Here is a 25,148-nt window from a genome sequence, read left to right as displayed (position 1 = left end):
ATATTATACGTGGAAGTTTTCAGTTACTACTTTACCATCAAACAGGTTAATGGTTCGGTGTGCAAAACCTGCATCATAGGGTGAGTGAGTCACCATGATAATAGTGGTTCCAGCCTCATTCAGACTGCGTAATAATTTCATTACCTCTTCACCATTCACAGAGTCAAGGTTACCAGTAGGCTCATCGGCCAGTATCAGTTTTGGATTCGCTACTACGGCACGGGCAATCGCAGTACGTTGTTGCTGACCACCGGAAAGCTGTTGTGGGAAGTGATTGCGACGGTGCATCATATTCATACGCTCTAGTGCTTCTTCCACTTTCTTCACACGCTCACTGGCAGGAACTTTCAGATACAACAGTGGTAGCTCCACATTTTCGTATACAGTAAGTTCGTCAATCAGGTTAAAGCTTTGGAATACAAAACCTAGTGAACCCTTCCGTAATCTGGCACGTTCGCGTTCGGATACTTTGGCTACTTCATGTCCGAAGAAATGGTATTCGCCTTCACTAGGGTTGTCGAGCAAGCCGAGGATATTTAGCAGGGTTGATTTGCCACAACCAGATGGTCCCATCATGGCAACAAACTCGCCATCGTTAATTTCCATGCTAACTCCGTTGAGCGCAGTGGTTTCGACTTCGTCAGTCGTAAATACTTTCTTCAGGTTTCGGGTAGAGATCATGTGAGTGCAGAAATATAGAAATGAGTGAATGATTTTATGTTTTACCTGTGCTCTGAAACAAAGCACAGGTTTCTGATTTTATTTATCCAGTACCAGCACTTCGTTGTCTCCGAAGTTTTCATAGGAAGATGTGATTACTTTCTCTCCTACATTCAAACCTTCCAGTACTTCATAGTATTCCGGACTCTTACGGCCTAGGGTAATATTACGTTTGGTAGCACGTTTGCCACTTTCATCTAGTACATATACCCAGTTACCACCTGTAGTACTGAAGAATCCTCCTGTTGGCAATAAGATGGCTGATTCTGCTTTACCCAATTCCAGGCGAACTGGAGACGACTGACCACGCTTGATTCCTTCCGGTGCTCCTTTGGTAAAGATCATATCCACTTCAAAACGTCCATTTTTTACTTCAGGAAATATTTTGCTGATAGTAAGTTCGTGGGTTTTTCCGTTAAAGTCAAATTCTCCTCTCAAGCCGAGATATATTCGTGAAATATAGTGTTCATCTATCTGTGCACGCATCTTGAAGCCATTCAAGTCGTCAATCTGACCAATGTTCTGACCTGCATTGATGTTAGTACCTACTTCTACATCTATGGTAGAAAGCTGGCCAGCTACAGGTGCTTTTACATACAGGTTGCTTAGGTTATCCTGCATCATTTTCTGGTTACGGTTGGTGCGAGCCAGTGTTCCTTCCAGTTGTTTGATCTGAGTTACAGCGTTTTGTTCCTGGAATTCCTGTGATTCTATTTCAATTTCGCGTTGTCTTACCAGTTGATCGTAATCATTTTTAAATTTAAAGAAATCCTGCTCAGAAATTAATTTGTCTTTTACCAGTTTCTTATTTCTTTCATACAGATCCTTTGCCTGACCAATTTTGAAATCCAACTCTGATAATGTCCGACGCAGTTCAAAACGTTTTTGTTTCAGTGTTAATCGTGTATTCTGTAACTCGTTGATCAAACGATACATCTCTGTTTCATGGTTTACAAAGTCCATCATCAGACGGTGGTTTTGTAATTGCAGAATGGTATCACCTCTTTTTACCATATTACCACCATCCATATACTTGCGGTTTACATAACCACCTTCAATAGCGTCCAGACGAATTGTCTTAAGAGGTTGTACTACTCCAGTCACCGGGATAGTCTCTGTAAAAGCAGATTTCGAAACAGTAGAAACTGTGATTTTATCTGATTCTACATTCAGTTTCGATTTATTGTTAGCGAATAGAAGGCTATATATAGCAAAGACTCCAAATAAGGATGCAGCCCCGATGTAAGCAATTTTTTTTGGCGTCCACTTCTTTTTTTCAATCTTGCGATCCATGACGTAATAGAAATTTATGGTAATTAGTAAGTATGATTCTAAGTTATTCTGTTGGTAAGACTAATGCCAATTGCTGTGCCAAAAATAAAAAGACCGTTTTTGTGCGAAATTAGCCACTCTAGAGGCTCTATATTTGTTCGACTGCGAACAAGCATGTCCGAAAGCGGACAGTGGTGTAACAGATTGTTTGAACAAACTGGTTAAACGGATCTTTTTGGTGAGATAGACCTATATATTTAAGGTTCTACATACTTGATTATAAAGAAGAAAGTGAAGGGGTTTATTTGGAAAACTTTCATTATCACTTAGCTTGCAATGTCTTATTGCAAACAGAAAAAATACACTCAGAACGCAGGTATATAAATGACAGATATTGTTATGAATAAAATTATACAGGTAGGTATGGCCGCCTACGGAATGTCTGGTAAGGTTTTTCATGGTCCTTTACTCAAATCACTTGGTGGCTTCTGGCTCAAAAAGATTGTAGAACGTACTTCAGAGAAGTCGAAAACCGATTTCCCGGAAACTGTAAGAGTAAAAACCTGGGATGAAATCTTATTTGACCAAAACATAGAACTGGTTGTAGTGAATACACCCAATGCACACCACTTTGAAATGTGTAAGCAAGCCCTTCAGGCGAATAAGCATGTGGTAGTCGAAAAACCTTTTACTGTTACCAAAGAAGAAGCCCGAAAGCTAATAGAGCTGGCAAAACAGCAAAACAGGGTACTTACTGTGTTTCAGAATCGTCGGTGGGATGGTGATTTTCTGACGGTGCAACAAGTCGTAAAACAAAATCTGCTGGGTAAACTGGTGGAGTTTGAGGCCCATTATGACCGGTATCGAAATTATGTAGAAGCCAATACCTGGAAGGAAGAAACCGGTCCGGGATCAGGTATTTTATACAATCTGGGGTCACATATGATTGATCAGGCACTTGTCTTGTTTGGGATGCCTCAGGCTATAACCGCCGAACTCCGGGCTCAACGCCCTGGAGGTAGTATTGACGATAGCTATCATCTGATACTCCATTATTCAGATATTCGGGTTATTCTGAAATCCAGTTATCTGGTGCGTGAACAGGGACCTCGTTATATATTGCATGGCACAGACGGCTCATTTTTAAAATGGGGTATTGATCCGCAGGAAGATGCACTGAAAGCAGGGCGCCTTCCACTGGAACCTAATTGGGGAGCAGAGCCGGAAAGTGAATGGGGTACACTAAATACTACTTACAATGGACTGCATTATAAAAGCAAAATAGAAACTCTGGCAGGTAATTACCGGCATTTCTATGAAAATGTGTATGATGCCATTGTTCATAATGCTCCACTAGCTGTGAAGCCAGAAGAAGCTCTTCAGACAATTCAGATTATTGAAGCTGCTTATCAGAGCCATCAGGAAAAACGGACTATAAATCTGTAATGTATGAAAATAGGAAACATGAATCATCTTGGATTTTAGATGAGAGTAAAACCCAAGCCTATGTTTTTGAAAATATGGGCTTGGGTTAATTTTTGAGAATTAATCTCTCGTCATTTGTCTATTGTCACTTACATTACTCTTCTTGTGGCTTCTTCAATTTTTGCTTGCCCAAAAAAGGACAATAAATGAGAATTTGTTGGGCCAGGATGTGTGCTAGCCGCAAAAAAGGGCCCTTTTCTCCGATCCTTCCGCCCGCAGGCCAAAGGCCAACCTCGCGGAGAAAAGAATGCCAACGCACCTTCACTACCACACACGATTGAAGGCATCACAACTCTCTTTGTGACATGTATTATCCTTTCTCAATAGCATTCTTTACTCAAAATTCGGGATGACTCATGTTTTTGTTTGTAGACAATCAGAATACTGATTGTGTCCAGCAATTATCAGTATTCTGATAGTTTGAAAATTTGACTGGAGTTCCAGTGATTAACAGACATGACCTAAACTCCGGTCAAAAACATAAAGTGAACAGAGTTTAGGTCAAAATAAAAATTGACCATTATTCGAATATTTTTTAGATATGATCGGTATTCCGGTCAAACTCAAAAACGATTCGAATAATAATCAAAAGCATTTTCGTCAGCTAAGTAGTATATGTGTTTTTGTTTTCAGCAGATGAACTGAATTCGAATCGCTTAGGTCATACCAGAGCATTCATGATTTTATTCCATACAAGCTAATTGATCTATCGCCTTTTTTAAGGAAAAGTCGAAAAGCTGGATAATATTCATCTGCCTTAAAGTATTGATCTCTATACAAGATTATTCCATCTCGTGATAAAATAGCTACACCCTCTTTGAAAGAAAGTGCGATGAGCACATCTAAAGCTGTGTCATAATAAAGCGTATAGTTAGTGATATTTATGCCTTTAACAGCAATCCTTCTTTCCAGTATAGACTTTTTCTCAGCTATGTTATAAAAATGGATTTCACTTGGAGTTTCGGGTGTGGTGTTTTCATCTCCTTCTCTATCCGGATTATAAGTTACAATCACTGTGTTATCATTGATCCAACACACAGTACGATTATCATGCTCCCATCCACTTATTGCCTGATGCGATATGCGATTATTTGTGATAAATTCTTGAATATCATAGACGTTGTAACAATCGTATGAACCCCATGCCCAACCTGCACTTAAAAACTTACGTTGGCTAGGAGACATATATAATTTGCCAAAGAAGTAATCATAAGGTCTTGGCCAAGGTGATTTATTCCCTTCTGTATGATTACTATAGAATGCAATATGTCTCTCTTCTGCACCTTCCTCAATTAAAGATTTGGCAGCTGTCAATATTTGAAGTGTAGAGAGATTCATAATTTGAATGTGGTTCCATGCCACTGAATAAATAATATGAGGTGTGCCTGACAGATCTTTGTATAAGGCAATAGGGAAGCGGGAAATATCTGCATGATAATCTTCTCTCCATAAATGGAGTGAATTATAGTGTCCTGGATAATGAATAAAGCCCTGACATTTGTAGTCATTCACAACTACCACAATAGAATCTAATGTGTAAATAGTAGAAGGAGCTTGTATATCAAACCCGCCATCTGAACGTTCGATTTGGCTTCCTACAGAAAATAGATGCTGTCCGGTCTGTTCTAAAAGATTATATCTGATCACATCACCAGAACTTAACAACATGACACATTCGTCAAAATTGGATAAAGTAGCAGATACAATTGTTTCTTCTCCAGAGAACTTTATTTCGAATATTTTTTCTGTTTCCATCAGAAATGCTCAAATAGATAGATGTTTCTATACTGCGCTTATGCAGCTATGTATGAAAGATGTTTCCTGTAAATATAAAAATTGTCTGATAACAGACTCGAAGAAAGATACAGGCTAAAATTACGCATCACAATTCATACATTCTACGTATCTTGCATGGTTACTCTATCACAATCACAAATCTGAAATTGTATGTGTGGCATTACAGGTGTTTATGCATTTAATGAAATAGGTCGGTTTTTTCATATTAATCTCTGGAATGCTACCGAGGCATTAAGCCTGCGAGGTCCTGACAGAGGCAATACATTTACACATAATTATGTAGGACTCGGGCATCGGCGGTTATCTATTATTGATACCAGCAGTGGAGGCAATCAGCCCATGACAGATGACGAAGAACGGTATACTATCGTTTTCAATGGAGAAATCTTCAACTTTCTGGAACTACGGAAAGAGCTTGAGCAACATGGAGTGTCATTTCAATCTACTTCAGATACAGAAGTATTACTGCAACTATATAAGCGTGAGGGCGAACGTTGTCTGAATCGCCTGAATGGATTTTTCGTGTTTGCGATTTATGACAAACAGGATGAAAGTCTGTTCATTGCCAGAGACCGCTTTGGGGTGAAGCCTCTGGTTTATACTGTAGATGAAGATCGTTTGTTGTTTGCATCTGAAATGAAGGCTTTGTTTGTGTTTGGGTTTCCAAAAGAAGTGGATTATGCTTCATTGCAACAATATCTTCAGCTTAACTATATTCCAGCTCCTAATACAATCTTTAAGGATGTAAAGAAGCTTATGCCCGGACATTTTATAAAGATCAAAGGCAGAGAAGTTTCCGTAAAACAATGGTATAATCTTCCCGAGCAGGTTAAATCCAAGAAAACGTATACAGGCAGCTACGAACAAGCACAAAAGGATCTTGCTTCCTTGTTGGATGCTTCTGTACAACGTCGTATGGTTGCTGATGTACCGTTGGGTGCATTTCTTTCTGGTGGAATAGATTCATCTGTGATTGTAGCATTGGCTTCAAGACATACACAACACCTCAATACCTTTTCTATTGGCTATCGGGATGAACCATTTTTTGATGAAACTAAATATGCTAATCTGGTAGCTAAGAAGTTTAACACCAATCATACTGTGTTTTCACTCAGTAATGATGATTTGCTGGATGGTCTATATGACATGCTGGATTACACGGATGAGCCTTTTGCCGATTCTTCCGCATTGGCAGTATACATTCTAAGTAAACGTACACGTAAGAAAGTAACTGTAGCATTAAGCGGAGATGGAGCGGATGAGATATTTGCTGGTTACAACAAGCATGCAGCAGAGTTTCGTGTGAGAGAGGGAGGATGGCAGAATAGTGTCATTGCCGGGTTGAAAGGTCTATGGGATGTGTTGCCTAAGTCCCGTAGCGCTGCACTGGGTAATAAAGTACGCCAGCTGCAAAAGTTTGCAGAGATTACCGAAATGTCTGCTGGTGATCGGTACTGGCGTATGGCTACATTTACAAGTGAAGCCCAGGCGAGTGCATTACTTAACCTACCTGAGTCTGAAAAGGCAGAACAGGAGTTGCAGAATCGCAGAAAAGCTTCCTTGCAACACCTGCTCACAGACAAAGACTTTAACAACTTCCTGCTTACAGATGTAGACCTGGTGCTAACCAACGATATGTTGACTAAGGTAGATATGATGAGTATGGCAAACAGTCTGGAAGTACGTAATCCGTTTCTGGATTATACAGTGGTAGAATTTGCCTTTTCATTGCCTACCAGCTACAAAATTGATAGTAGCATGAAGAAGAAAATCGTACAGGATGCCTTCCGGAATGAATTACCACCCGAACTATACAAACGTCCTAAACATGGATTCGAAGTGCCTTTGCTAAAATGGATGCGTAATGAGCTGAAAAGCTTGATCACAAACGATCTGCTGAATGACGACTTTATTGCAGAACAAGGCATCTTCTCAGTGACAGAGGTTCGTAAATTGAAAGAGAAACTTTTTTCCTCCAATCCGGAAGATGTGCATGCCCGTATCTGGGGATTGATTGTATTTCAATACTGGTGGAAGAAAAATATTGGGGTTTCAGTAGTAAAGTAAGATCAAAAAGAAGTAGATAAGTAAAACAGATAGAGTTATTATACATTTAGCGGATGTACGTAACTGAACAAAGGGTGTTCGAAAATGAACACCCTTTGTCTTTTATACCCGAAGAGCAAGCCTTAAATACTTCAATATGAACCTTCATCAAAATTTGGTAAGCTGTTTGCAACAGATCTTCACGAGATAAACAAACACTAGCACATTCAAGACTATGCTACGCAACTACTTCAAAATTGCTTTGCGAAACCTGCAGCGCCACAGAACTTATGCAATGATTAATATCCTTGGTCTGGCATTGGGCATTACCTGCAGCATTCTGATTTTTGCGATGATCAAGTATCATTTGAGCTTTGATACCTTCCACACCAAGGCAGATCGAATCTATCGCATGGTCACAGAGTTTCATGGTGAAGAAATGGGATACTCACAGGGAGTACCCGCTCCGGCAGGAAAGGCTTTTCGGGAAGATTTTACTTTTGCAGAACAAGTAGCACGGGTAACAGCTTTTCATGATGCTCTAATCTCCATTCCTTCCTCAAAAACAAATAAGAAATTTGAAGAAGAGGCAGGAGTTGCATTCACCGAACCTCAATATTTTGATATACTCGATTTTCCTTTTTTAGAAGGAGATAAAAAAAATGCATTAACTCAACCTAACTCAGCTGTTATTACACATAAACTGGCAGACAAATATTTCCCGGGTGAGAATGCTATTGGTAAAGTAATTCGCTTTGACAATAAGTTGGATTTTAAGATTACCGGAATTCTACAGGATCTACCTCCCAACACCGACCGTCGTCACGAAATCTTTCTTTCCTATTCAAATCTGAAAGACCAAAGCAAATTCCTTGCTGCTGATGATAGCTGGGGTGGTGTGTATAGCGATCTGCAATGTTTTGTCCTTTTAAAACCAGGAGTCACAGAAGCAACAGTAGAAAAGGCTCTGCCTGGCATGTCTAAAAAATATTATAAAGGAAGAGATGCAGCCGAATTCCAGTTCAGGTTACAACCGATAGCCGACATTCACTTTAATCCCAATATGGATGGGTATGTCGAAAAAAAGAACCTTTGGGCACTAACCTGGATAGGGATATTTTTGATCATTACTGCGTGTGTTAACTTCGTGAATCTGGCAACTGCTCAAGCCTTAAACCGCTCGAAGGAAGTAGGGGTACGCAAGGTATTGGGAAGCCAGCCAGCGCAGCTATTCTGGCAATTCATCTCAGAAACTGCGCTTATTTCTTTTGTAGCTATTCTTATAGCCTATTTGCTGGCTAACCTTGCACTACCTTATGTAAACGGATTGTTTGAGAGTCAACTGTCTATCAATGTCTTTCAGGATATCTATCTATCTGGCTTTCTGTTTATTTTGCTAGGTGTGGTTATCTTTCTGTCAGGATCGTATCCGGGCCTGGTACTCGCTGGCTTTCAACCTATATTAGCTTTAAAGGGAAAAATCTCCCAAAAACACGTGGGAGGATTTTCTTTGAGAAGAATATTGGTAGTAGCCCAGTTTGCTATCTCACAGGCTCTCATTATTGGCACTATTGTTATTGCCAACCAAATGCGTTATTCCAAAGAATCAGATCTGGGATTCACAAAAGAGTCTGTTGTAATGTTGCCTGTACCTGTTTCAGACAAGGTAAAGATGAACACCTTACGCACTCGTCTTTCCGAAATTTCAGGAGTAAATAATGTATCCTTTTGTTTCCAGGCTCCGGCAGCAACCTCTAATAACAATACAGATATACGCTATGATAACAGACCAGAAGAGGAGAAGTTTGCGATTAACCGGAAAGACGCCGATTACCAGTATGTAGCTACATTTGGTTTAAAACTGGTTGCAGGCCGAAACCTCTTTCCATCTGATACGGCACGAGAATTTCTCGTAAATGAGACCTTTGTGAAAAAGCTGAGTCTTAAAGCTCCTCAGGATGTAATAGGAAAGCCCATAAGCGTGAATGGAGATCATCAGAAAGGCATTATTGTGGGCGTAGTAAATGATTTCTACAACTATTCTTTCCGTACAGATATTAGTCCAATTTGTATAATGTCTGTTTCCGACATGTATAATAACTGTGCTGTTAAGATACATCCTGCTAATATAAAATCAACGCTGGCATCTATGGAAAAGGTATGGAATGAGACCTATCCTGAGTATGTATACAGCCATTCCTTCCTGGATGAAAAGATTGCTGAATTTTATGCATTGGATGACATCATGCTCCAGCTTATTCAGGCCTTTGCAGGTATTGCTATCTTTATTGGCTGTCTGGGTCTGTATGGCTTGGTATCTTTTATGGCAGCACAAAAAACCAAGGAAATCGGTATTCGCAAGGTATTGGGTGCTACGACAGGCCATGTATTGTGGCTATTTGGAAAAGAATTTGTCAGACTCATTGCCATAGCATTTGTCATTGCAGCACCCTTGGCATGGTGGGTAATGAACAGTTGGCTTCAGGACTTTAAGTACAAGGTAGCCATTGGACCTGACATCTTTGGGATAGCGATTGGCTTCACAGTCCTAATAGCCACACTAACAGTAAGCTATCGATCTGTAAAAGTTGCTCTGATGAATCCAACCCGATCATTGAGAAGCGAATAATTATTTTTATGAAGCAACTCCTAACTCAGATAGTGCATCTAAGTTAGGAGTTCTTTATTTTAAAATCTGACCATTACACTAACTGCTCTATCTATGCTGCATAACTATATCATAACCACTTTCCGGAATCTGAGTAAAAATGTTGTTTACTCATTTCTCACCATTTTCGGGCTGGCAGTAGGACTAACCGCAGGCCTTATGATGCTGCTCTGGGTACAGGATGAGTTAAGTATTGACTCGTTCCACAAGAATACGCCAGACATATATATGATAGCGGCTAACTTCAAAATAGATGGCAAAACACAAACCTGGGGAAATTCACCTGCACCTATAGCTTCATTTGGTAAACGGGAAATTCCTGAGATAAGCGATGCTATACGTACTACACGCATCTGGAATACTACTCTCTTTCGTTTTCAGGAGAAGATATCTACTGAACACAATGGCATCTACGTGGACCCTGGATTTTTCAGTGTTTTTGATTTTCCACTTATCAAAGGTAATGCAAAAAGTCCTTTTCCTAATAACCGATCCATTGTCATTACTGAAAAAATAGCTGAAAAGTATTTTGGCGCAGATGATCCGATGGGAAAAATCATTCAGGTAAATGACAAAGACAATTATGTGGTAAGTGGTATTATTGGTAATATACCTGCCACTGCCTCACAAAGTTTTCGTGGTGAATGGTTTATGCCGTTTACAGTAATTGATGAACGCTACGACCGCAAATATGAGCCAAATGGCATGGAGGGAGATTGGGGAAACTATAATTATGTAACCTGGTTTTTTCTGAAGTCTGGCGCTTCGCCTGATAAGGTAGCTCAGAAGCTGACAAAGATTCATCAGAAAAATCAACCCAATGCATTTACCTCTAATATGCATTATTCATTTCTGCCACTTTCAAAATTTCATTTGTATAATGCAGATGGAACAGAAGCAGGTATCCAGTCTGTACGGATTTTTACGATTGTAGCCATTGTCATTTTACTTATCGCCTGTATCAATTATATCAATCTGTCTACAGCTCGTGCGACCAAACGTGCCAAAGAAGTAGCTGTGCGTAAAGTGATTGGTGCCAATACGATTCAACTATTCCGCCAGTTTCTGGGCGAATCGGCTATGATTTTTGTTATCGCTTTGTTTCTGGCGTTAGTGTTCATCTTTTTGCTAATGCCAGTTTATAATCAGATTGCTGATAAGCAAATGACCTTTAATCTGCTAAATCCTACAATCCTGCTTATACTGGGAGTTACCTTTGCTGCTACATTATTCGTTGCCGGAATCTATCCATCAATCCTGTTGTCTTCATTCCAGCCTCTTCAGATCATGAAAGGTAAATTTTCAGTAGGGGGCAACAATGCCGCATTTCGCAAGATACTGGTAACCATACAGTTTACTCTTTCTATTACCATGATTATCGGAACTATCATTGTAGGTCGGCAACTTTCCTATATTCAAAATAAGGAGCTTGGATACAATAAGGACAATATCTTACAATTTAGCTTGCGTGGTGAAATGTATAAACATCTGGATGCGATTAAGGCTCAGCTAAATAAGGAACCTGAAATAAAAAAAGTAGGATTTGCCAGCCAGAATATTGTGTCTCTAGGAAGCTCTTCTGGTGATACAGATTGGGAAGGCAAAGAACCCAAACGAGAATTTATCATCAACCAGATATCTGGCGACAAAGATTTATTTGACCTACTTGGTCTTAAGCTGGTAGCTGGAGAAGGATTCTTTAATACTTCTGCTGACTCTGGACGTTACATCCTGAATGAAACAGCTATTAAACGAATGGGCATCAAAGATCCTATAGGAAAACGATTTTCCTTTCATGACCGCAAAGGAATTATAGCAGGCATAGTAAAAGATTTCCACTTTGCGTCTATGCATCAGAAAATTGAGCCTATCATATTTTTTTATAATCCCAATTGGTGGCAAATAGGTTGCGTCAAAACCACATCTCAGGATGCATCAAAGACTATTGCTGCTGTAGAGAAAATCTGGAAACAATACAATCCGAACTTTGAGTTTAAGTACACGTTCATGGATGAAGAGTTTGACAGATTATACAAAACCGAACAACGCATCAGTACACTCTTCAATATTTTTGCGGGTATCGCCATCTTTATTTCCTGTTTGGGTCTATTTGGACTGGCAACTTACACAGCTGAAACCAAAATCAAAGAGATTGGTATCCGAAAAGTGTTGGGTGCATCTGTAACACACATAGTAGCTATGCTTTCCAAAGACTTTGTACAGTTAGTGGTACTGGCATTTGTTATTGCCTCACCGCTAGCCTGGTATATTATGAATCAATGGTTGCAGGACTTCGCCTATCGAATTGAGATACACTGGTGGGTGTTTGTAGTTTCGGGGGTATTAGCACTGGTAATAGCCTTGATAACAGTAAGTTTTCAGGCTATCAAAGCTGCTTTGGCCAATCCGGTTAAGTCTCTACGAAGTGAATAAAATAATAACACAGGTATTACAATAAAAAACGGCCTGATTTAATAATCAGGCCGTTTTTTATTGTAATACTATTAGTGTTTTTTAGCAGCTTCTGCTTTGACAGGATACTCAGTTGTTACCAGTTCCTGCAAATCATCATCTGTTACCAGTTTTTTCCGGTCAGCTAATGCAATAAATTTCTCATACATGCTATTTAGCTCTTCTCTATCAAACAGATAACCCAGCAATTCAAGACGATAACGTAATGCATGGCGACCACTACGAGCTGTCAATACGATAGAAGAAGCAGGCACACCTACATCTTCCGGATTGATGATTTCATAGGTTTCAGCATGTTTTAGGAAACCATCCTGGTGGATACCAGAAGAATGTGCAAAGGCATTTTTACCAACAATAGCTTTGTTAGCCTGCACAGGCATACGCATTAAATCAGATACCAGACGACTGATACCATATAATCCCTTAGAGTTGATATTCGTCTCAAAACCCAGATCTTTATGAGTTTTCATTACCATCACAACTTCTTCCAATGAAGTATTTCCAGCTCTTTCACCAACTCCATTGATAGTACATTCGATCTGACGTACACCATTCATGATACCAGTAATGCTATTGGCAGTAGCTAATCCCAGGTCATTGTGGCAATGTGCAGAGATAATCGCTTTATCAATATTAGGAACGTGATCAAACAAATACTTTATTTTCTCACCATAATGCTGAGGCAAACAATATCCTGTTGTATCAGGAATATTAACCACATTAGCACCGGCAGCGATCACAGCTTCTACAAGTCTGGCAAGAAACTCAAGATCCGCACGACCTGCATCTTCTGCATAAAACTCTACCTCATCTACTTTCTTACTTTTAGCATATTTCACAGCCCATACAGCACGCTCCAGAATCTCTTCACGGGTAGAGTTAAATTTATATTTGATGTGCATGTCAGAAGCACCAATACCTGTGTGAATACGACTACGCTTCGCAAACCGAAGGGCATCTGCTGCAGCATCAATATCTTTATCTACGGCACGAGCCAGACCACAAATCACAGGTTCAGAAACAGCCTTTGATATTTCAATCACTGAATTAAAGTCACCAGGGCTTGAAATCGGAAAGCCTGCTTCAATAATGTCTACGCCTAGTAGTTCTAGTTCTTTGGCTACTTCAATTTTTTCCGGGGTGGTTAATTGACAGCCGGGGACTTGTTCGCCGTCACGTAAAGTAGTGTCGAAGATGTGAACTTTTTCAGCCATGGTACACGGGGTTGAGGTTAATAAACCAGAGATGTTTTAATGATTAGAAAAGAAATTTTTTCTGCAAATGAATTCCAAGATAGTGGTTTTTGTCCAAAATGGAAAAGAAAAAAACTACAAATATGCATCTTAAATTTTTAACTATCTACTAATCAAACACTTATAAATAGCAAAAAATAGGATGCATGCAGAGCATTTCAGGTTGTAGGCAAGCTATTTTCCTGTTCATGAAAACAATAAGAATTTGCATGAACAGGAAAAACAAAAGTATAACGAAGATCTAACTAAATAAATTCCAGGACTTTGGCTCCCATAGTTTCTGTATTCAGAATATTTGCAGCAGGCGTATTTGCGTCTGCAATGTCACGAGTGCGGAAACCAGCTTTCAGGGTTTGCTCAACAGCTTTGATAACAGTATCTGCTTCTTCTTTCATTCCAAAAGATATATCCAGCAATAAAGCAGCAGATAAAATAGATGCCAGTGGATTGGCTACACCCTTACCTGTAATATCATGAGCAGAACCGTGAATAGGTTCGTATAGTCCTACGGTATCACCTACAGAGGCAGAAGCCAGCATACCCATAGAACCTGCAATCTGCGATGCTTCATCTGTAAGTATATCTCCAAACAAGTTTCCTGTCAATACAACATCAAATGCCTTTGGATTTTTGATCAGAAGCATAGCCGCAGCGTCGATAAACTGATGTTCCAGTGTCACTTCCGGATATTGCTTTGCTACTTCATTCACTACTTCTTTCCATAAACGGCTACTTTCCAGCACATTGGATTTGTCTACAGACATCACTTTTTTCTTACGGGTCATGGCAGCCTTAAATGCTTTATGAGCAATACGCTCAACTTCATACCGGCTATAAATCATGGTGTCATAGGCAGTATCTCCATTGTCTTTACGACCTCTCTCACCAAAATACACATCTCCTGTCAATTCACGAAAAAACAATATATCTGAACCGCGTAAGACCTCAGGTTTAATACTCGATGCTTCAAGCAGTTCATCAAACAACTTGATTGGACGCAGATTGGCATACAAACCTAGTTCTTTACGCATACGTAACAACCCTTGTTCAGGACGTACCTTTGCAGTAGGGTCATTGTCATATTTTGGATGGCCAACAGCACCAAACAAAATTGCATCTGATGCCTTCATTTTGGCAAGGCTTTCATCCGGCAATGGATTTCCGGTTGCTTCAATAGCAGCATGACCAATGGTAGCTTCGTCAAATTCGAAGGTATGCCCAAACTTGGCAGCAATTTTTTCCAATACTTTTTTCCCTTCGCGGGTTACTTCCTGTCCTATACCATCACCTGGAAGAATGGTGATTTTGTATGTTTTTTTCATTGGATTACAATTTCATACATGCCTCCCTACAGTAATGCATGTACAAAGGTGTTAGATAATAAGTTGTTTGAGTTCGTATTTAAAAATGATACAAATAACTATCTATAGCTTAATGGGCTAAGTCATAGGCTTTTATTTCTTCTTTCAGACTAAGCAGATAATCAATATCGTCATATCCATTCAGAAGACAAGATTTCTTATAGGGATTAATATCAAAAGACGAGGAATGCCCGTTTGCAAGAGATATGGTTTGTTTTTCCAGATCAACAGTCAGTTGTGTAGCTGGATCTTTTTCAATTTCAGCAAAGATTTCTTTTAAGAACTCATCTGAAACCTGAACCGGCAGCAGGAAAGTGTTCAATGCATTGTTCTTAAAGATATCAGCAAAGAAGCTTGATACCACTACACGAAAACCATAGTCATATATAGCCCATGCTGCATGCTCACGACTACTACCCATTCCAAAATTCTTTGCACCTACCAGAATTTTGCCCGAATAGGTAGGATTGTTAAGTACAAAGTCAGGTTTTGGTTGATTCTCATCATCATTATTGAAACGCCAGTCACGGAATAGATTTTTTCCAAAGCCATCACGGGTAGTAGCTTTCAAGAAACGGGCTGGGATAATCTGGTCAGTGTCTATATTTTCAATAGGCAATGGAACTGCAGAGGATTGCAATAGCGTGAATTTTTCCTTACTCATAATCAAATGTATTGTTGATCGTACAAAGAATTTTATTCAAAATAACCAATATATTTTAGAACAACTGTATTATCTATCTGATAACAACGACCTAAAGGGACAAAGGTATGCGAAAGAGAAAAAAAATACTATAAATAACCTGACGGATTTTAGTATATATCATTTGGGAAACAATACTTCCTTGTAACTTGCAAGTACTTATCCGGGTATTCCTAAAGAAACATCAATAATAATTCTGTTTTTCAACAGAACTGTCCCTGATCATTTGTCTTATGAATAAGATTGTCAAATTAAGTCATCGACCTGTAAATTCCATCTTTTCCTCCTATGCATTCTGGCAGTTGTTTGTCTTTATATTATTGAGTTGTTTACTGGCTTGCTCTTCACAAACACATACTGACGAGAAAGAAGCTGTCTCAAAAGATACCTCCAGTTCACTAACACAAAGTACTTCTCCAGATACATTGCAGATAGATCTGGTTGCCCTTAAAGAAAGGGGACAATTGCAGTCTACAGAAACAGTAACTATCCCTTATGACCCTGTTTTTCTGAAATCCAAAACATTTAAGGCAATACCCTTACAAACGATACTGAATACGTTTTCCTCTGTTAGACATCTTGATGCCTCACAAACACAAGTGATCTTTGAGTGTGAAGATGGCTATAGCCCGTCTATGCCTTTACAACAATTGATACAAACAAAAGTCTATCTGGCGACACAGGATACTGAAGCGCCAAAAGGAGTGGAGTGGATACCTATTAAAAAAAATGGACATGAAACAAAAATTGCCCCTTTTTATATTGTGTATACAGAAGCAGATCCCAAAGATAATAGTTACAAATGGCCTTATAATCTTGTGCGCATCCGGTTGGTTCCAGTATCATCCGAACTAACAGTATTATTCCCCAAAGATGAACGAATGGTTAAAGGATATAATCTGTTTCATACCAATTGTTTTACCTGCCATTCGATTAATGGAATAGGAGGGAAGATGGGACCAGAGTTAAATTATCCCAAAAATGTTACGGAATACTGGCAGCCAGAACATCTGAAAGCCTTTATCAAAAACCCATCATCTTATCGTAATGATTGTAAAATGCCAACACTTACCAATATTTCGGATACAGACATTTCAGAAATTATTCAGTATATACGCTATATGAAGGATTTCAAAACGTTGGCAAAACGTTAAGAATGCGGATCTGACAGGAAGTAGAAGGTTGATCGTGAAAATTATCCAAATACTGATCAGATGTAAAAAATGTTTGAGTTCCGGTTAAGCTCCTACTAAAGGATAGACACATAAAGTATTGATCAAAATAGAAAATGACCGGCACTCTGTTCACTTTTAATTTTGACTGGAGTTTTGATTGCTTTTTGTTTTGACTAAAATACCAGTCACTTTTCTGAAATATTTAAACTCTGATCAACTTTTCAGAATATCAGTATTTTGATCATTACGAATAACGATCAAAATACTGATCACAGTTGAAGAATACATATATCCTGATTGTGCTTGAGAAATATCAGAATAGTAATAATTGGCTGAGTTGCACATACTTCAATATAATTGTCCTTGTGAATAACTTAAGATAAAACCTATCTGCAAAACTCAATTCAGACAGGAGTTTATGCAGTTCAAAAATATTGTATGAGCCAAGTAGTATGTTTGCACAATATTTGTCATCTTAGTATATATAGAATTCCACACAAAACTTCTTTCCCTGAAATAATAAACAGATAAGTGTTCACTACTGAGAATAGCGAACATAAAGGTTTGGTTATTACCAATTCATTTCCAGATACACTTAAAACATCTATGAAAACAACCTTACTCATGCTAATAGGCTGCCTATGTCTTTTAGCCTGCCATCCTATACGCCTATCCTTTAAAGAAACAAACTATAATTCCCAAAAAAATATCTCACCTGTCTTACCAGATGCACTAGTCTCCCTAGATAGTGGTCGCATAGTAAATGCGGCACAGGTTTCGAATGATGTTTATCTTCCTCCCACTAGTTTGTCAGAAAATAAGATCAACTATAGTACCTATAATACTCGCAAACCGGGCTTTCTAAAACAGATGAAACTAGCCAGACAACTTTATAAATCTCTGGATGATAGTACAAAACTTTATACACGGCGCCGATCTGCAACCATGCAAACAATAAATCCTATGGCACGTGCTTCTCTATGGTCAGGTATTGGAGCATTTGCCTTAGTACTACTTCCACTCGGAAGCGGTATATTTGGTTTACTAGCTTTATTCTGTGCTATTTTTGCTATCATTAGTGGTATCGTAGGTCTTAATCAAATTCGCAGGTCTCCAGATCTATTTAGAGGACGAGGTCTGGCAATTGCAGGGATTTCACTGGGAGGTTCATTCCTTGTACTTATAACATTAATTCTTCTGGTTCTGTTATTACTGTTTGCTGCCTGGAATCAGTAACTTTGAATGATACAAACAATAAACAATATATGGCTTCTACTAATGTATCCTCTTGGGTATAGGCTATGCCATCTAAGTTATGTATTGTTTATTATAGTATCTTTTCCAGAACAAACCAAAGCACAAACAGAAGTTGCCTTTCCGGATACACTGGCTCCTGTGAATGCACAAGGGGCACAAATACCTCTGCGTGTGCCAGATCCTTCTTTTGACCAATCTTATTCAGCACCACAAAAACAAGGTTCATTAACAATAGTGACAGCAGGAGCAGGAAAGGACTCTGTTAAGTTGTATGTACATCGTAAAAAGCCAAAACCTGATGAACATACGTCACGAAAATTTGGCAGGTTATCCCTCTGGACAACAGTTAGTGCGTATATAGTAGCTTTTTTAAGTTTGGAGCTTACAACCAGTACACTCAGCTTGATTATAGGGATAGGAGCTATACTACTAGCTATTACAGGTGCTATTCTGGGAATCAAAAGTTTGAATGGCACTCATAAAACCAAAAAATCAAGGATACCTGCTATGTTAGGTTTCTTCTTCAGTTTGATGATGCTGGTAGCTTTTGCGACTGCTATTACCATCTGGATGTACACACCTTGAAAAAGTATTTTACTTTATGTATATAGTATGGGAAAGTTTTACAATAAACGTCCTCCCTATAATCTTGTGTACGCAACTGAACAAGAGTGTTCGTATTCGAACATTCTTATCATTGTGTGCCATCCAAAAACACAATGAATCCTGTAAAAACCGCCTTTTATTTTTTTGGTAAACCATTTGTAAGGATTTTGGTACAACTAAACTGCAACTCCACTCATGTTACGCAATTACTTTAAGATCGCCTTCCGGAACCTGGAGAAAAACAAAGCATTCTCATTCATTAATATTCTGGGTCTATCTGTAGGAATGGCTTGCTGTATGCTTATTCTTTTGTATGTGCAAAACGAAATCAGCTATGACAAACACCACACTCGAGCTGAAGATATGTATCGGGTAGGAACTACGTTTGTCACTACAGATCAGACGAAGAATATGCCTTATACTCCAGCGCCCATGGCATTTACGCTAAAAGCTGACTTTCCGGAAGTAGAACAGGCAACCCGCGTATTTGTACCTTTTAATGAAGATAAGGCAATTTTTAAGCTCTCAGAAAATGGAAAGGTTAATAAGTCTTTTTATGAGACCAAAGGGTATATGGCTGACTCAACCTTCTTTGATCTTTTTTCATACAACTTTATAGAAGGCGTACCTCATACAGCATTGAATGAACCCAATTCTGTAGTTATCTCAGAAGAGATTGCAAAGAAACTGTTTGGTAATCAATCAGCATTAAACAAGATTGTACATATTGCCAGCAGCAATGGCAACATTGACTTCAAAATCACAGGTATATTCCGGCCTGATAAGCTATCAACCATTGACGGGCGATTTTTTATGTCTCTGAGTAGCGGAGAGATGGGAGCCTATGTTCGAAGTGCCCGTAACTTTGCCTTCAATAATATGTTCTATACATTCATTCGGCTACAACCAGGCTCCAACCCTCAGGCACTAGAGAAAAAGTTAACTACTTTTATTGATAAGTATGCAGGAGCAGATATGAAAGCAGCTGGATTCAAGAAAAAACAGTTTCTGGAGGCAGTTCCTGATCTGCATCTTAAATCAGAAGATAATGGACAGATGGCTGGCAAAGGAAGTATTAGCTATGTTTATTTGCTTACATCTATTGCCATCTTTACCCTACTTATTGCCTGTATCAACTTTATGAATCTGTCCACTGCTCGTTCTGGTAAGAGAGCTGCCGAAGTAGGTATACGTAAAGTGGTAGGAGCAGAAAAAGCAATGCTAATCAGTCAGTTTCTTGGTGAATCTCTATTACTAAGTATATTGGGCCTGATCATTGCCAGTGCATTGGTGTTTTTATTCCTTCCGGTTTTTAATCAGCTAGCCAGCACTTCTATTCATATTGTGTTTGCACAACATGTTTTTACCTTTTTGGGATTTATTGCCCTGGCAATAATTACAGGTTTGATTGCAGGTAGCTACCCAGCTTTTTATCTGGCCTCTTTTCAACCTATTAAGGTATTAAAAGGGAAATTCACTAATACACTAGCGGCTGTTAATCTGCGTAGAGGACTCGTTATATTTCAGTTTTCAATTTCTATCATTCTGATTCTGGCTTCACTGGTAGTATGGAAACAGATGAATTACCTGAAAGATCAGTCTCTGGGTTTTAAGCAGGCCCAACAGGTCGTTATTCCATTGCGTACCAGTACAACTAAAAGTAATTATGAAGCTCTCAAAACAGAGATACAAAAGAATAGCCAGGTAGTTTCAGCCGCCGCTGCCGGATCTTACCCAGGTATATTTTCGGCTCGTGACCAGAATTTCTACACAGATGGAAAAACAGGAGCAGAATCTGTCAATGTGAAATTGAATGATGTAGATTATAATTTTATTGAGACACTTGGGTTTAAAGTAATCAGTGGACGTCCTTTTTCCAAAAACTTTGCCGCAGATACCAACAGTCGCATTGTACTTAATGAAAAAGCAGTAGCTGCATTTGGTTTTACACCTGAAAACGCCATAGGAAAGCGACTGCACTTTGACTGGAACAATGAGGTTTTTGACTATGAAATTATTGGTGTTGTAAAAGACTTCCATTATGAAGGCTTACAGCAGTCTATTGGTCGGTTTGGTTTCTTATTAGATCGAAATCAAAGCTACAACTATATGGTTGTCAATGTAAATACTTCTTCAATGGAAAGTATGCTGCAATTCATGGAAACACAATGGAAAAAATTCAATCCGGAAGAGCCCTTTGAGTATACCTTCATGGATCAGGATTTCCAGCGAAACTATGATACGGAGCTACGTATGGGTACTATCGTAAGCTACTTTACCTTTATTGCGATCTTTATTTCCTGTCTGGGATTATATGGGCTGGCAACATTTACAGCCGAACAACGCATCAAAGAAATAGGTATCCGGAAGGTATTGGGAGCCAGTATTACCAATATTGTACAACTATTATCCAAAGACTTTCTGAAACTGGTACTCATTGCACTTCTCATTGCAGGGCCTATAGCCTGGTATGCCATGAATGAGTGGCTTCAGAAATTTGCTTACCGGATAGATATACAATGGTGGATGTTTGCGATTGCTGGATGTATGGCACTCCTGATAGCGTTCCTTACAGTGAGCTTCCAGGCGGTGAAAGCGGCATTGATCAATCCGGTTAAATCTCTGAAAACAGAATAGTTTTTTAAATAATCTTTTCAGGTAGATGCAACCCCTGTAAAAAGATATGCATCTACCTGAAAACAAGAATTCCCGAACCTAATTGTGACTCTATGAAAACATTTTTCACCTGCTTGGTTGGATTGGCACTGGCAGCTACTACACAAGCCCAAACCCAAACTGTAACTAAAGATCTCCCGGAATTTAACAAAATCGTTTCCAGTCCGCTTATTGATGTGATATTGATCAAAGGAGAGAAAGAGAGTGTTCGTATTGAATACCACAATGTAACACCTGATAAGATTAATGTGGTAACCAAAGGAAAAACATTGCGGTTGTATCTAACAGATGCACAGATCACTGATTCTAAAAAGGAAGGCAACTGGAAGGAAGCTACCTACTGGCGACGGTTATATCCGGGAGCGCATCTCAGAGCCTATGTCACCTATCGCCAGTTGAACTATGTAGAGATGCGCGGACAACAGGACCTTACCTGCAATGATACGCTTGTAGCACAGAAACTAAAGCTGAAATTATATGGTGAAAACAGAGTGGAACTGGCAGGCTTAAAAGCCCGAAAACTCAAAGTATCCTTGTTTGGCGAAAACCGGGTAGATATTTATAGTGGAACCGCGAAAGCACAAAAATACAATGCATTTGGTGAGAATAAGGTCCATGCTGAAAAACTTCTGGGTGAAACGGTTAAAACCAGTCTGTTTGGCGAAACGCTTATGGACCTATATGCCTCTGAACGTATACGTATGACAGCGTTTGGAGAGTCTACAGTAGTAAATAATGGTACAGGTAGCCTGCGCAAATGGATTACGTTGGGTGATAATACTCTTAAAAGAAAATAGCGTACTCTTTTAAGAATCGTCCAACCTAGAAAACATAAACACGAAATGCGTTCGTCAATGAACAAAGAGTGTCCGCAATCGGACACTCTTTTCGTTTTTATATACCTATTTCCTTCGCTAGCAGGCTAAAAACGCATTTTTGAAAATCTGGCTTTATATTGGCATATCACAAATCAGCATTACCCAAACAAACCATTACCTATGGTAAAGAACTACCTGAAAATAGCTATACGAAACTTCTGGAAACACAAAGTTATTTCCGCGGTTAATATTTTAGGTCTTACATTAGGTTTAACGGCCTGCCTGCTAATCACTACCTATGTCCTTGATGAAGTCTCTGCAGACAAACACTGGAGTAAAAACAAACAGTTGTTCCGGCTGATTGAGGTGAAGCAAAATGGCACAGCAGAGGAAAAATCAGCATTTCTGATTTCTCATGTAGCAAATACATTACATACCAAGTTTCCTGAAATAGAAGCTTATACCCGTGGTAATCATTTAGGGACATTATTTCAATATGGAAACAAAACAGCTTCTGCCCAATCATGGATAGTTGAACCAGGAGCCTTTCCGATGTTTGATTTTCATTTTTCAGAAGGAGGTGTCCGCAAGGAAAACTTTGATAACCACACAATTGTAATCACTCGAGATTATGCACAAAAGCTTTTTGGGAAAGAAGATCCAGTTGGAAAAGTTGTTTCGCAAGTATCCTATTATGGATCTCCTGAATCGTTTAAAATAGCAGGTATTATTGACAATATTCCTACCAACTCTCATCTATATGCAGATGTTTTGGTATTAAAGAAATATGCTACCAGCTATAACGAACCTCAGGCTTTTGGTACTGTATTCCCCCAATATGTATTATTAAACGAAAATACCAATCCGGAGAAGTTGTCAGCTAAGGTATCAGCCTATATGAAAACCTTACTTAAATCTCCTGTAAAAGTTCAGATAGAATTTCAGCCTATCAGAGATGTACGTTTAAAATCACACAAGATAGATAACGATGGTTCTGATAGTCTGGGTGATATGCAATACATTTACCTGTTTTCAGTAATAGCGGTATTTCTGCTGCTCCTTGCCTGTATAAACTATGTCAACCTTACTACAGCGCAATCGTTACAGAGAGGAAGAGAAACTGGCTTACGCAAAGTATTGGGTGCAAACAGGAGAGAGGTAACCTGGCAGTTTCTGATTGAATCGGTTGGCTTTTTTGCGTTGTGCTGGCTATTGTCTTTGTGGGTGTACAAACTCACACTACCTGTGTTGTATACATTTATCGGCAAGCCACTTACCATCAATTTTACCCAAAGCCTTCCTTTATTCCTTTGTCTGGCACTGATTACGTTTTTGGTTAGCATCCTGACAGGTATCTATCCTGCATTACTACACTCTTCCTATAAACCTGCTAATGTTCTCAAAGGTTTCTTTGACAAGGCTAATGACCGGGGTAATCTCCGTAGAGTACTGGTTGTAACACAGTTCTTTGTTTCAACCCTACTAATTGTTGCTACCATAGTGGTGTATAAGCAGCTGTATTTCATTAATCATAAAAATCTGGGATTCTACAAAGATAATCTTCTGTATATAGAAAGCTGGCTGGACAAAAGCCCCGAAGCCATCAAACACGAGATTCTGCAGGACCCTAATGTTGTATCTATGACGGTTAGTAGCTGGAGTCCTGGAAATATGTCTTCCGGAGGCATGTCGATGATAGTACCAGATCCGCTTCATTCAGGTGAGAGCATAACTGTATATGGTCTGGGAGCAGATTTTGACTTTCTGAAAACACTAGAGATTCCATTAAAAGAAGGACGTGATTTTGATATGAGTTATGCAGCAGATCGGATAGATATTGACTCTCTGATGGAAATTGACTGGACTAAATATGAAAAAGCCGATCTGGGAAAATCTCTTATCATCAATGAAACGGGTGTACGTAAGCTAGGGTTAAAAAATCCTATTGGAGCATCTGTTCAATTCAATGGAATGAAAGGTCGAATCATTGGAGTGATGGCAGATTACCATAGTACATCCTTTCATAATGAGGTTCCGGTAATACTCTTAAGAGCCAACCCTCAGTTTAAGTATGGCAGTCCTCTGATTCGGATCAAACCTGGAAAGCTGGCAAAAACAACTGCTAAAATCGAGGCCATTTGGAAAAAGCACTTTCCTGACCGACGTTTTGAATTCACCTTTGTAGATGATCGACTAGAGAAACTATATCTCAATGAGCAGCAACTAGGCAAGCTATTTGGCTATTTTAGTGCACTGGCTATTTTCATCTCCTGTCTGGGACTCATCGGACTGGCAGCTTTCGCAACTGAACGCCGTACCAAAGAGATTGGAATCCGGAAGGTGCTTGGAGCTACAGTTGCTAACATCTTTACATTACTCTCCAAAGATTTCCTGAAACTGATACTCGTTGCGTTTATAGTAGCTATTCCACTCAGTATATACCTGATGAATCAATGGTTGCAAAAGTTTGCCTATCGGATAGAGATTTCCTGGTGGATTTTTGCTTTGGCTGGAGTAGGTATCATGGGCATTGCTATTCTGGCAGTAAGTTTTCAAACCATAAAAGCCGCCCTGAGTAATCCAGTAAATTCACTTAGAAATGAATAAACGATATAAATTGAATGAAAAAATTATCTATCTCCAATGTTACAAAGAGAGTAAAGTTAACTTCAATCATGTATGGACGTGTAGGTGCGTTGGCCTCCTCCTGCGGCGAGGTTAGCCTTTGGCCTTGCGGGTAGAAGCATCGCTGGAGGTGTCTTTTTCTTTTGTTACTTTTCTTTTGCTTGTCCAAAAGAAAAGTAAGTGGTTGGAAGAGCGATATTCAGAAGAAATAAGC

Annotated in this window: 16 protein-coding genes; 10 read left to right on the top strand and 6 right to left on the bottom strand. The window is 39.2% G+C overall.

Annotated features, from left to right (window positions below; all coding sequences use genetic code 11):
- Positions 1-3: 3 nt before the first annotated feature.
- Together QNI22_RS19240 and QNI22_RS19235 are read right to left on the bottom strand one after the other, a co-directional pair.
- Positions 4-681, bottom strand: a complete 678-nt coding sequence (locus QNI22_RS19240; RefSeq protein WP_313981118.1) for an ABC transporter ATP-binding protein — start codon at positions 679-681, stop codon at positions 4-6.
- 78 nt (positions 682-759) lie between these two features.
- Positions 760-2,013 (bottom strand): efflux RND transporter periplasmic adaptor subunit, encoded by a 1,254-nt coding sequence (locus QNI22_RS19235; protein ID WP_313981120.1) that lies wholly within the window; start codon positions 2,011-2,013, stop codon positions 760-762.
- 378 nt (positions 2,014-2,391) lie between these two features.
- Between QNI22_RS19235 and QNI22_RS19230 the strand changes: the two genes are divergently transcribed.
- On the top strand, positions 2,392-3,438 hold the full coding sequence (locus QNI22_RS19230) for an oxidoreductase (protein ID WP_314513147.1): 1,047 nt from the start codon (positions 2,392-2,394) through the stop codon (positions 3,436-3,438).
- 714 nt (positions 3,439-4,152) lie between these two features.
- On the opposite strand, the gene QNI22_RS19225 is transcribed toward QNI22_RS19230, so the two are convergent.
- Positions 4,153-5,232, bottom strand: coding sequence for a hypothetical protein (locus tag QNI22_RS19225; RefSeq protein WP_314513145.1), 1,080 nt, complete (start codon positions 5,230-5,232; stop codon positions 4,153-4,155).
- 192 nt (positions 5,233-5,424) lie between these two features.
- Here QNI22_RS19225 and asnB point away from each other — a divergent pair, with 192 nt between their 5' ends.
- The 3 genes from asnB (at position 5,425) to QNI22_RS19210 (ending at position 12,421) form a co-directional block, all read left to right on the top strand.
- Positions 5,425-7,341, top strand: coding sequence for an asparagine synthase (glutamine-hydrolyzing) (gene asnB, locus QNI22_RS19220; protein WP_314513143.1), 1,917 nt, complete (start codon positions 5,425-5,427; stop codon positions 7,339-7,341).
- Positions 7,342-7,555: 214 nt separating this feature from the next.
- Positions 7,556-9,949 carry an ABC transporter permease gene (locus QNI22_RS19215; protein ID WP_314513142.1) on the top strand — a complete coding sequence of 798 codons (2,394 nt, stop codon included), beginning with the start codon at positions 7,556-7,558 and terminating at the stop codon, positions 9,947-9,949.
- Positions 9,950-10,042: 93 nt separating this feature from the next.
- Positions 10,043-12,421 (top strand): ABC transporter permease, encoded by a 2,379-nt coding sequence (locus tag QNI22_RS19210; RefSeq protein ID WP_314513140.1) that lies wholly within the window; start codon positions 10,043-10,045, stop codon positions 12,419-12,421.
- 71 nt (positions 12,422-12,492) lie between these two features.
- On the opposite strand, the gene QNI22_RS19205 is transcribed toward QNI22_RS19210, so the two are convergent.
- From QNI22_RS19205 to leuD, 3 genes are all read right to left on the bottom strand, one after another.
- Positions 12,493-13,674, bottom strand: coding sequence for a 2-isopropylmalate synthase (locus tag QNI22_RS19205; protein ID WP_314513139.1), 1,182 nt, complete (start codon positions 13,672-13,674; stop codon positions 12,493-12,495).
- 284 nt (positions 13,675-13,958) lie between these two features.
- Positions 13,959-15,035 (bottom strand): 3-isopropylmalate dehydrogenase, encoded by a 1,077-nt coding sequence (gene leuB, locus QNI22_RS19200; RefSeq protein ID WP_314513137.1) that lies wholly within the window; start codon positions 15,033-15,035, stop codon positions 13,959-13,961.
- Positions 15,036-15,144: 109 nt separating this feature from the next.
- The gene (gene leuD, locus QNI22_RS19195) at positions 15,145-15,738 is read right to left on the bottom strand and encodes a 3-isopropylmalate dehydratase small subunit (protein WP_314513135.1); all 594 of its coding nucleotides are present in this window, start codon (positions 15,736-15,738) and stop codon (positions 15,145-15,147) included.
- Between the two features lie 272 nt (positions 15,739-16,010).
- Here leuD and QNI22_RS19190 point away from each other — a divergent pair, with 272 nt between their 5' ends.
- The 6 genes from QNI22_RS19190 to QNI22_RS19165 all read left to right on the top strand — a co-directional run bounded on the left by QNI22_RS19190 (position 16,011) and on the right by QNI22_RS19165 (position 24,916).
- Positions 16,011-16,931, top strand: a complete 921-nt coding sequence (locus QNI22_RS19190; RefSeq protein ID WP_314513133.1) for a c-type cytochrome — start codon at positions 16,011-16,013, stop codon at positions 16,929-16,931.
- Between the two features lie 627 nt (positions 16,932-17,558).
- Positions 17,559-18,188 carry a DUF4190 domain-containing protein gene (locus QNI22_RS19185; RefSeq protein WP_314513131.1) on the top strand — a complete coding sequence of 210 codons (630 nt, stop codon included), beginning with the start codon at positions 17,559-17,561 and terminating at the stop codon, positions 18,186-18,188.
- Between the two features lie 84 nt (positions 18,189-18,272).
- The gene (locus QNI22_RS19180) at positions 18,273-18,794 is read left to right on the top strand and encodes a hypothetical protein (protein WP_314513129.1); all 522 of its coding nucleotides are present in this window, start codon (positions 18,273-18,275) and stop codon (positions 18,792-18,794) included.
- Positions 18,795-19,010: 216 nt separating this feature from the next.
- Entirely contained in the window at positions 19,011-21,452 is a 2,442-nt protein-coding gene (locus QNI22_RS19175) for an ABC transporter permease (protein ID WP_314513126.1), read from the top strand.
- A 92-nt stretch (positions 21,453-21,544) separates the two neighbouring features.
- Positions 21,545-22,288 (top strand): GIN domain-containing protein, encoded by a 744-nt coding sequence (locus QNI22_RS19170; RefSeq protein WP_314513124.1) that lies wholly within the window; start codon positions 21,545-21,547, stop codon positions 22,286-22,288.
- 201 nt (positions 22,289-22,489) lie between these two features.
- Entirely contained in the window at positions 22,490-24,916 is a 2,427-nt protein-coding gene (locus tag QNI22_RS19165) for an ABC transporter permease (RefSeq protein WP_314513123.1), read from the top strand.
- The last annotated feature ends 232 nt before the right edge of the window (positions 24,917-25,148 follow it).

The organism is Xanthocytophaga agilis, from assembly GCF_030068605.1.
In the GTDB taxonomy this organism is placed as follows: Bacteria; Bacteroidota; Bacteroidia; order Cytophagales; family 172606-1; genus Xanthocytophaga; species Xanthocytophaga agilis.
Note: the sequence above shows the minus strand (reverse complement) of the source record. Positions and strands in the feature narration are given on the sequence as shown.

Excerpts from the sequence above, each read along its gene's own strand:
- QNI22_RS19190 (WP_314513133.1), top strand. The coding sequence starts at position 16,011 with ATGAATAAGATTGTCAAATTAAGTCATCGACCTGTAAATTCCATCTTT.
- QNI22_RS19170 (WP_314513124.1), top strand. The coding sequence starts at position 21,545 with ATGAAAACATTTTTCACCTGCTTGGTTGGATTGGCACTGGCAGCTACT.
- QNI22_RS19175 (WP_314513126.1), top strand. The coding sequence starts at position 19,011 with ATGTTACGCAATTACTTTAAGATCGCCTTCCGGAACCTGGAGAAAAAC.
- QNI22_RS19215 (WP_314513142.1), top strand. The coding sequence starts at position 7,556 with ATGCTACGCAACTACTTCAAAATTGCTTTGCGAAACCTGCAGCGCCAC.
- leuB (WP_314513137.1), bottom strand. The coding sequence starts at position 15,035 with ATGAAAAAAACATACAAAATCACCATTCTTCCAGGTGATGGTATAGGA.
- QNI22_RS19210 (WP_314513140.1), top strand. The coding sequence starts at position 10,043 with ATGCTGCATAACTATATCATAACCACTTTCCGGAATCTGAGTAAAAAT.
- leuD (WP_314513135.1), bottom strand. The coding sequence starts at position 15,738 with ATGAGTAAGGAAAAATTCACGCTATTGCAATCCTCTGCAGTTCCATTG.
- QNI22_RS19225 (WP_314513145.1), bottom strand. The coding sequence starts at position 5,232 with ATGGAAACAGAAAAAATATTCGAAATAAAGTTCTCTGGAGAAGAAACA.
- asnB (WP_314513143.1), top strand. The coding sequence starts at position 5,425 with ATGTGTGGCATTACAGGTGTTTATGCATTTAATGAAATAGGTCGGTTT.
- QNI22_RS19185 (WP_314513131.1), top strand. The coding sequence starts at position 17,559 with ATGAAAACAACCTTACTCATGCTAATAGGCTGCCTATGTCTTTTAGCC.
- QNI22_RS19240 (WP_313981118.1), bottom strand. The coding sequence starts at position 681 with ATGATCTCTACCCGAAACCTGAAGAAAGTATTTACGACTGACGAAGTC.
- QNI22_RS19165 (WP_314513123.1), top strand. The coding sequence starts at position 22,490 with ATGGTAAAGAACTACCTGAAAATAGCTATACGAAACTTCTGGAAACAC.
- QNI22_RS19235 (WP_313981120.1), bottom strand. The coding sequence starts at position 2,013 with ATGGATCGCAAGATTGAAAAAAAGAAGTGGACGCCAAAAAAAATTGCT.
- QNI22_RS19230 (WP_314513147.1), top strand. The coding sequence starts at position 2,392 with ATGAATAAAATTATACAGGTAGGTATGGCCGCCTACGGAATGTCTGGT.
- QNI22_RS19205 (WP_314513139.1), bottom strand. The coding sequence starts at position 13,674 with ATGGCTGAAAAAGTTCACATCTTCGACACTACTTTACGTGACGGCGAA.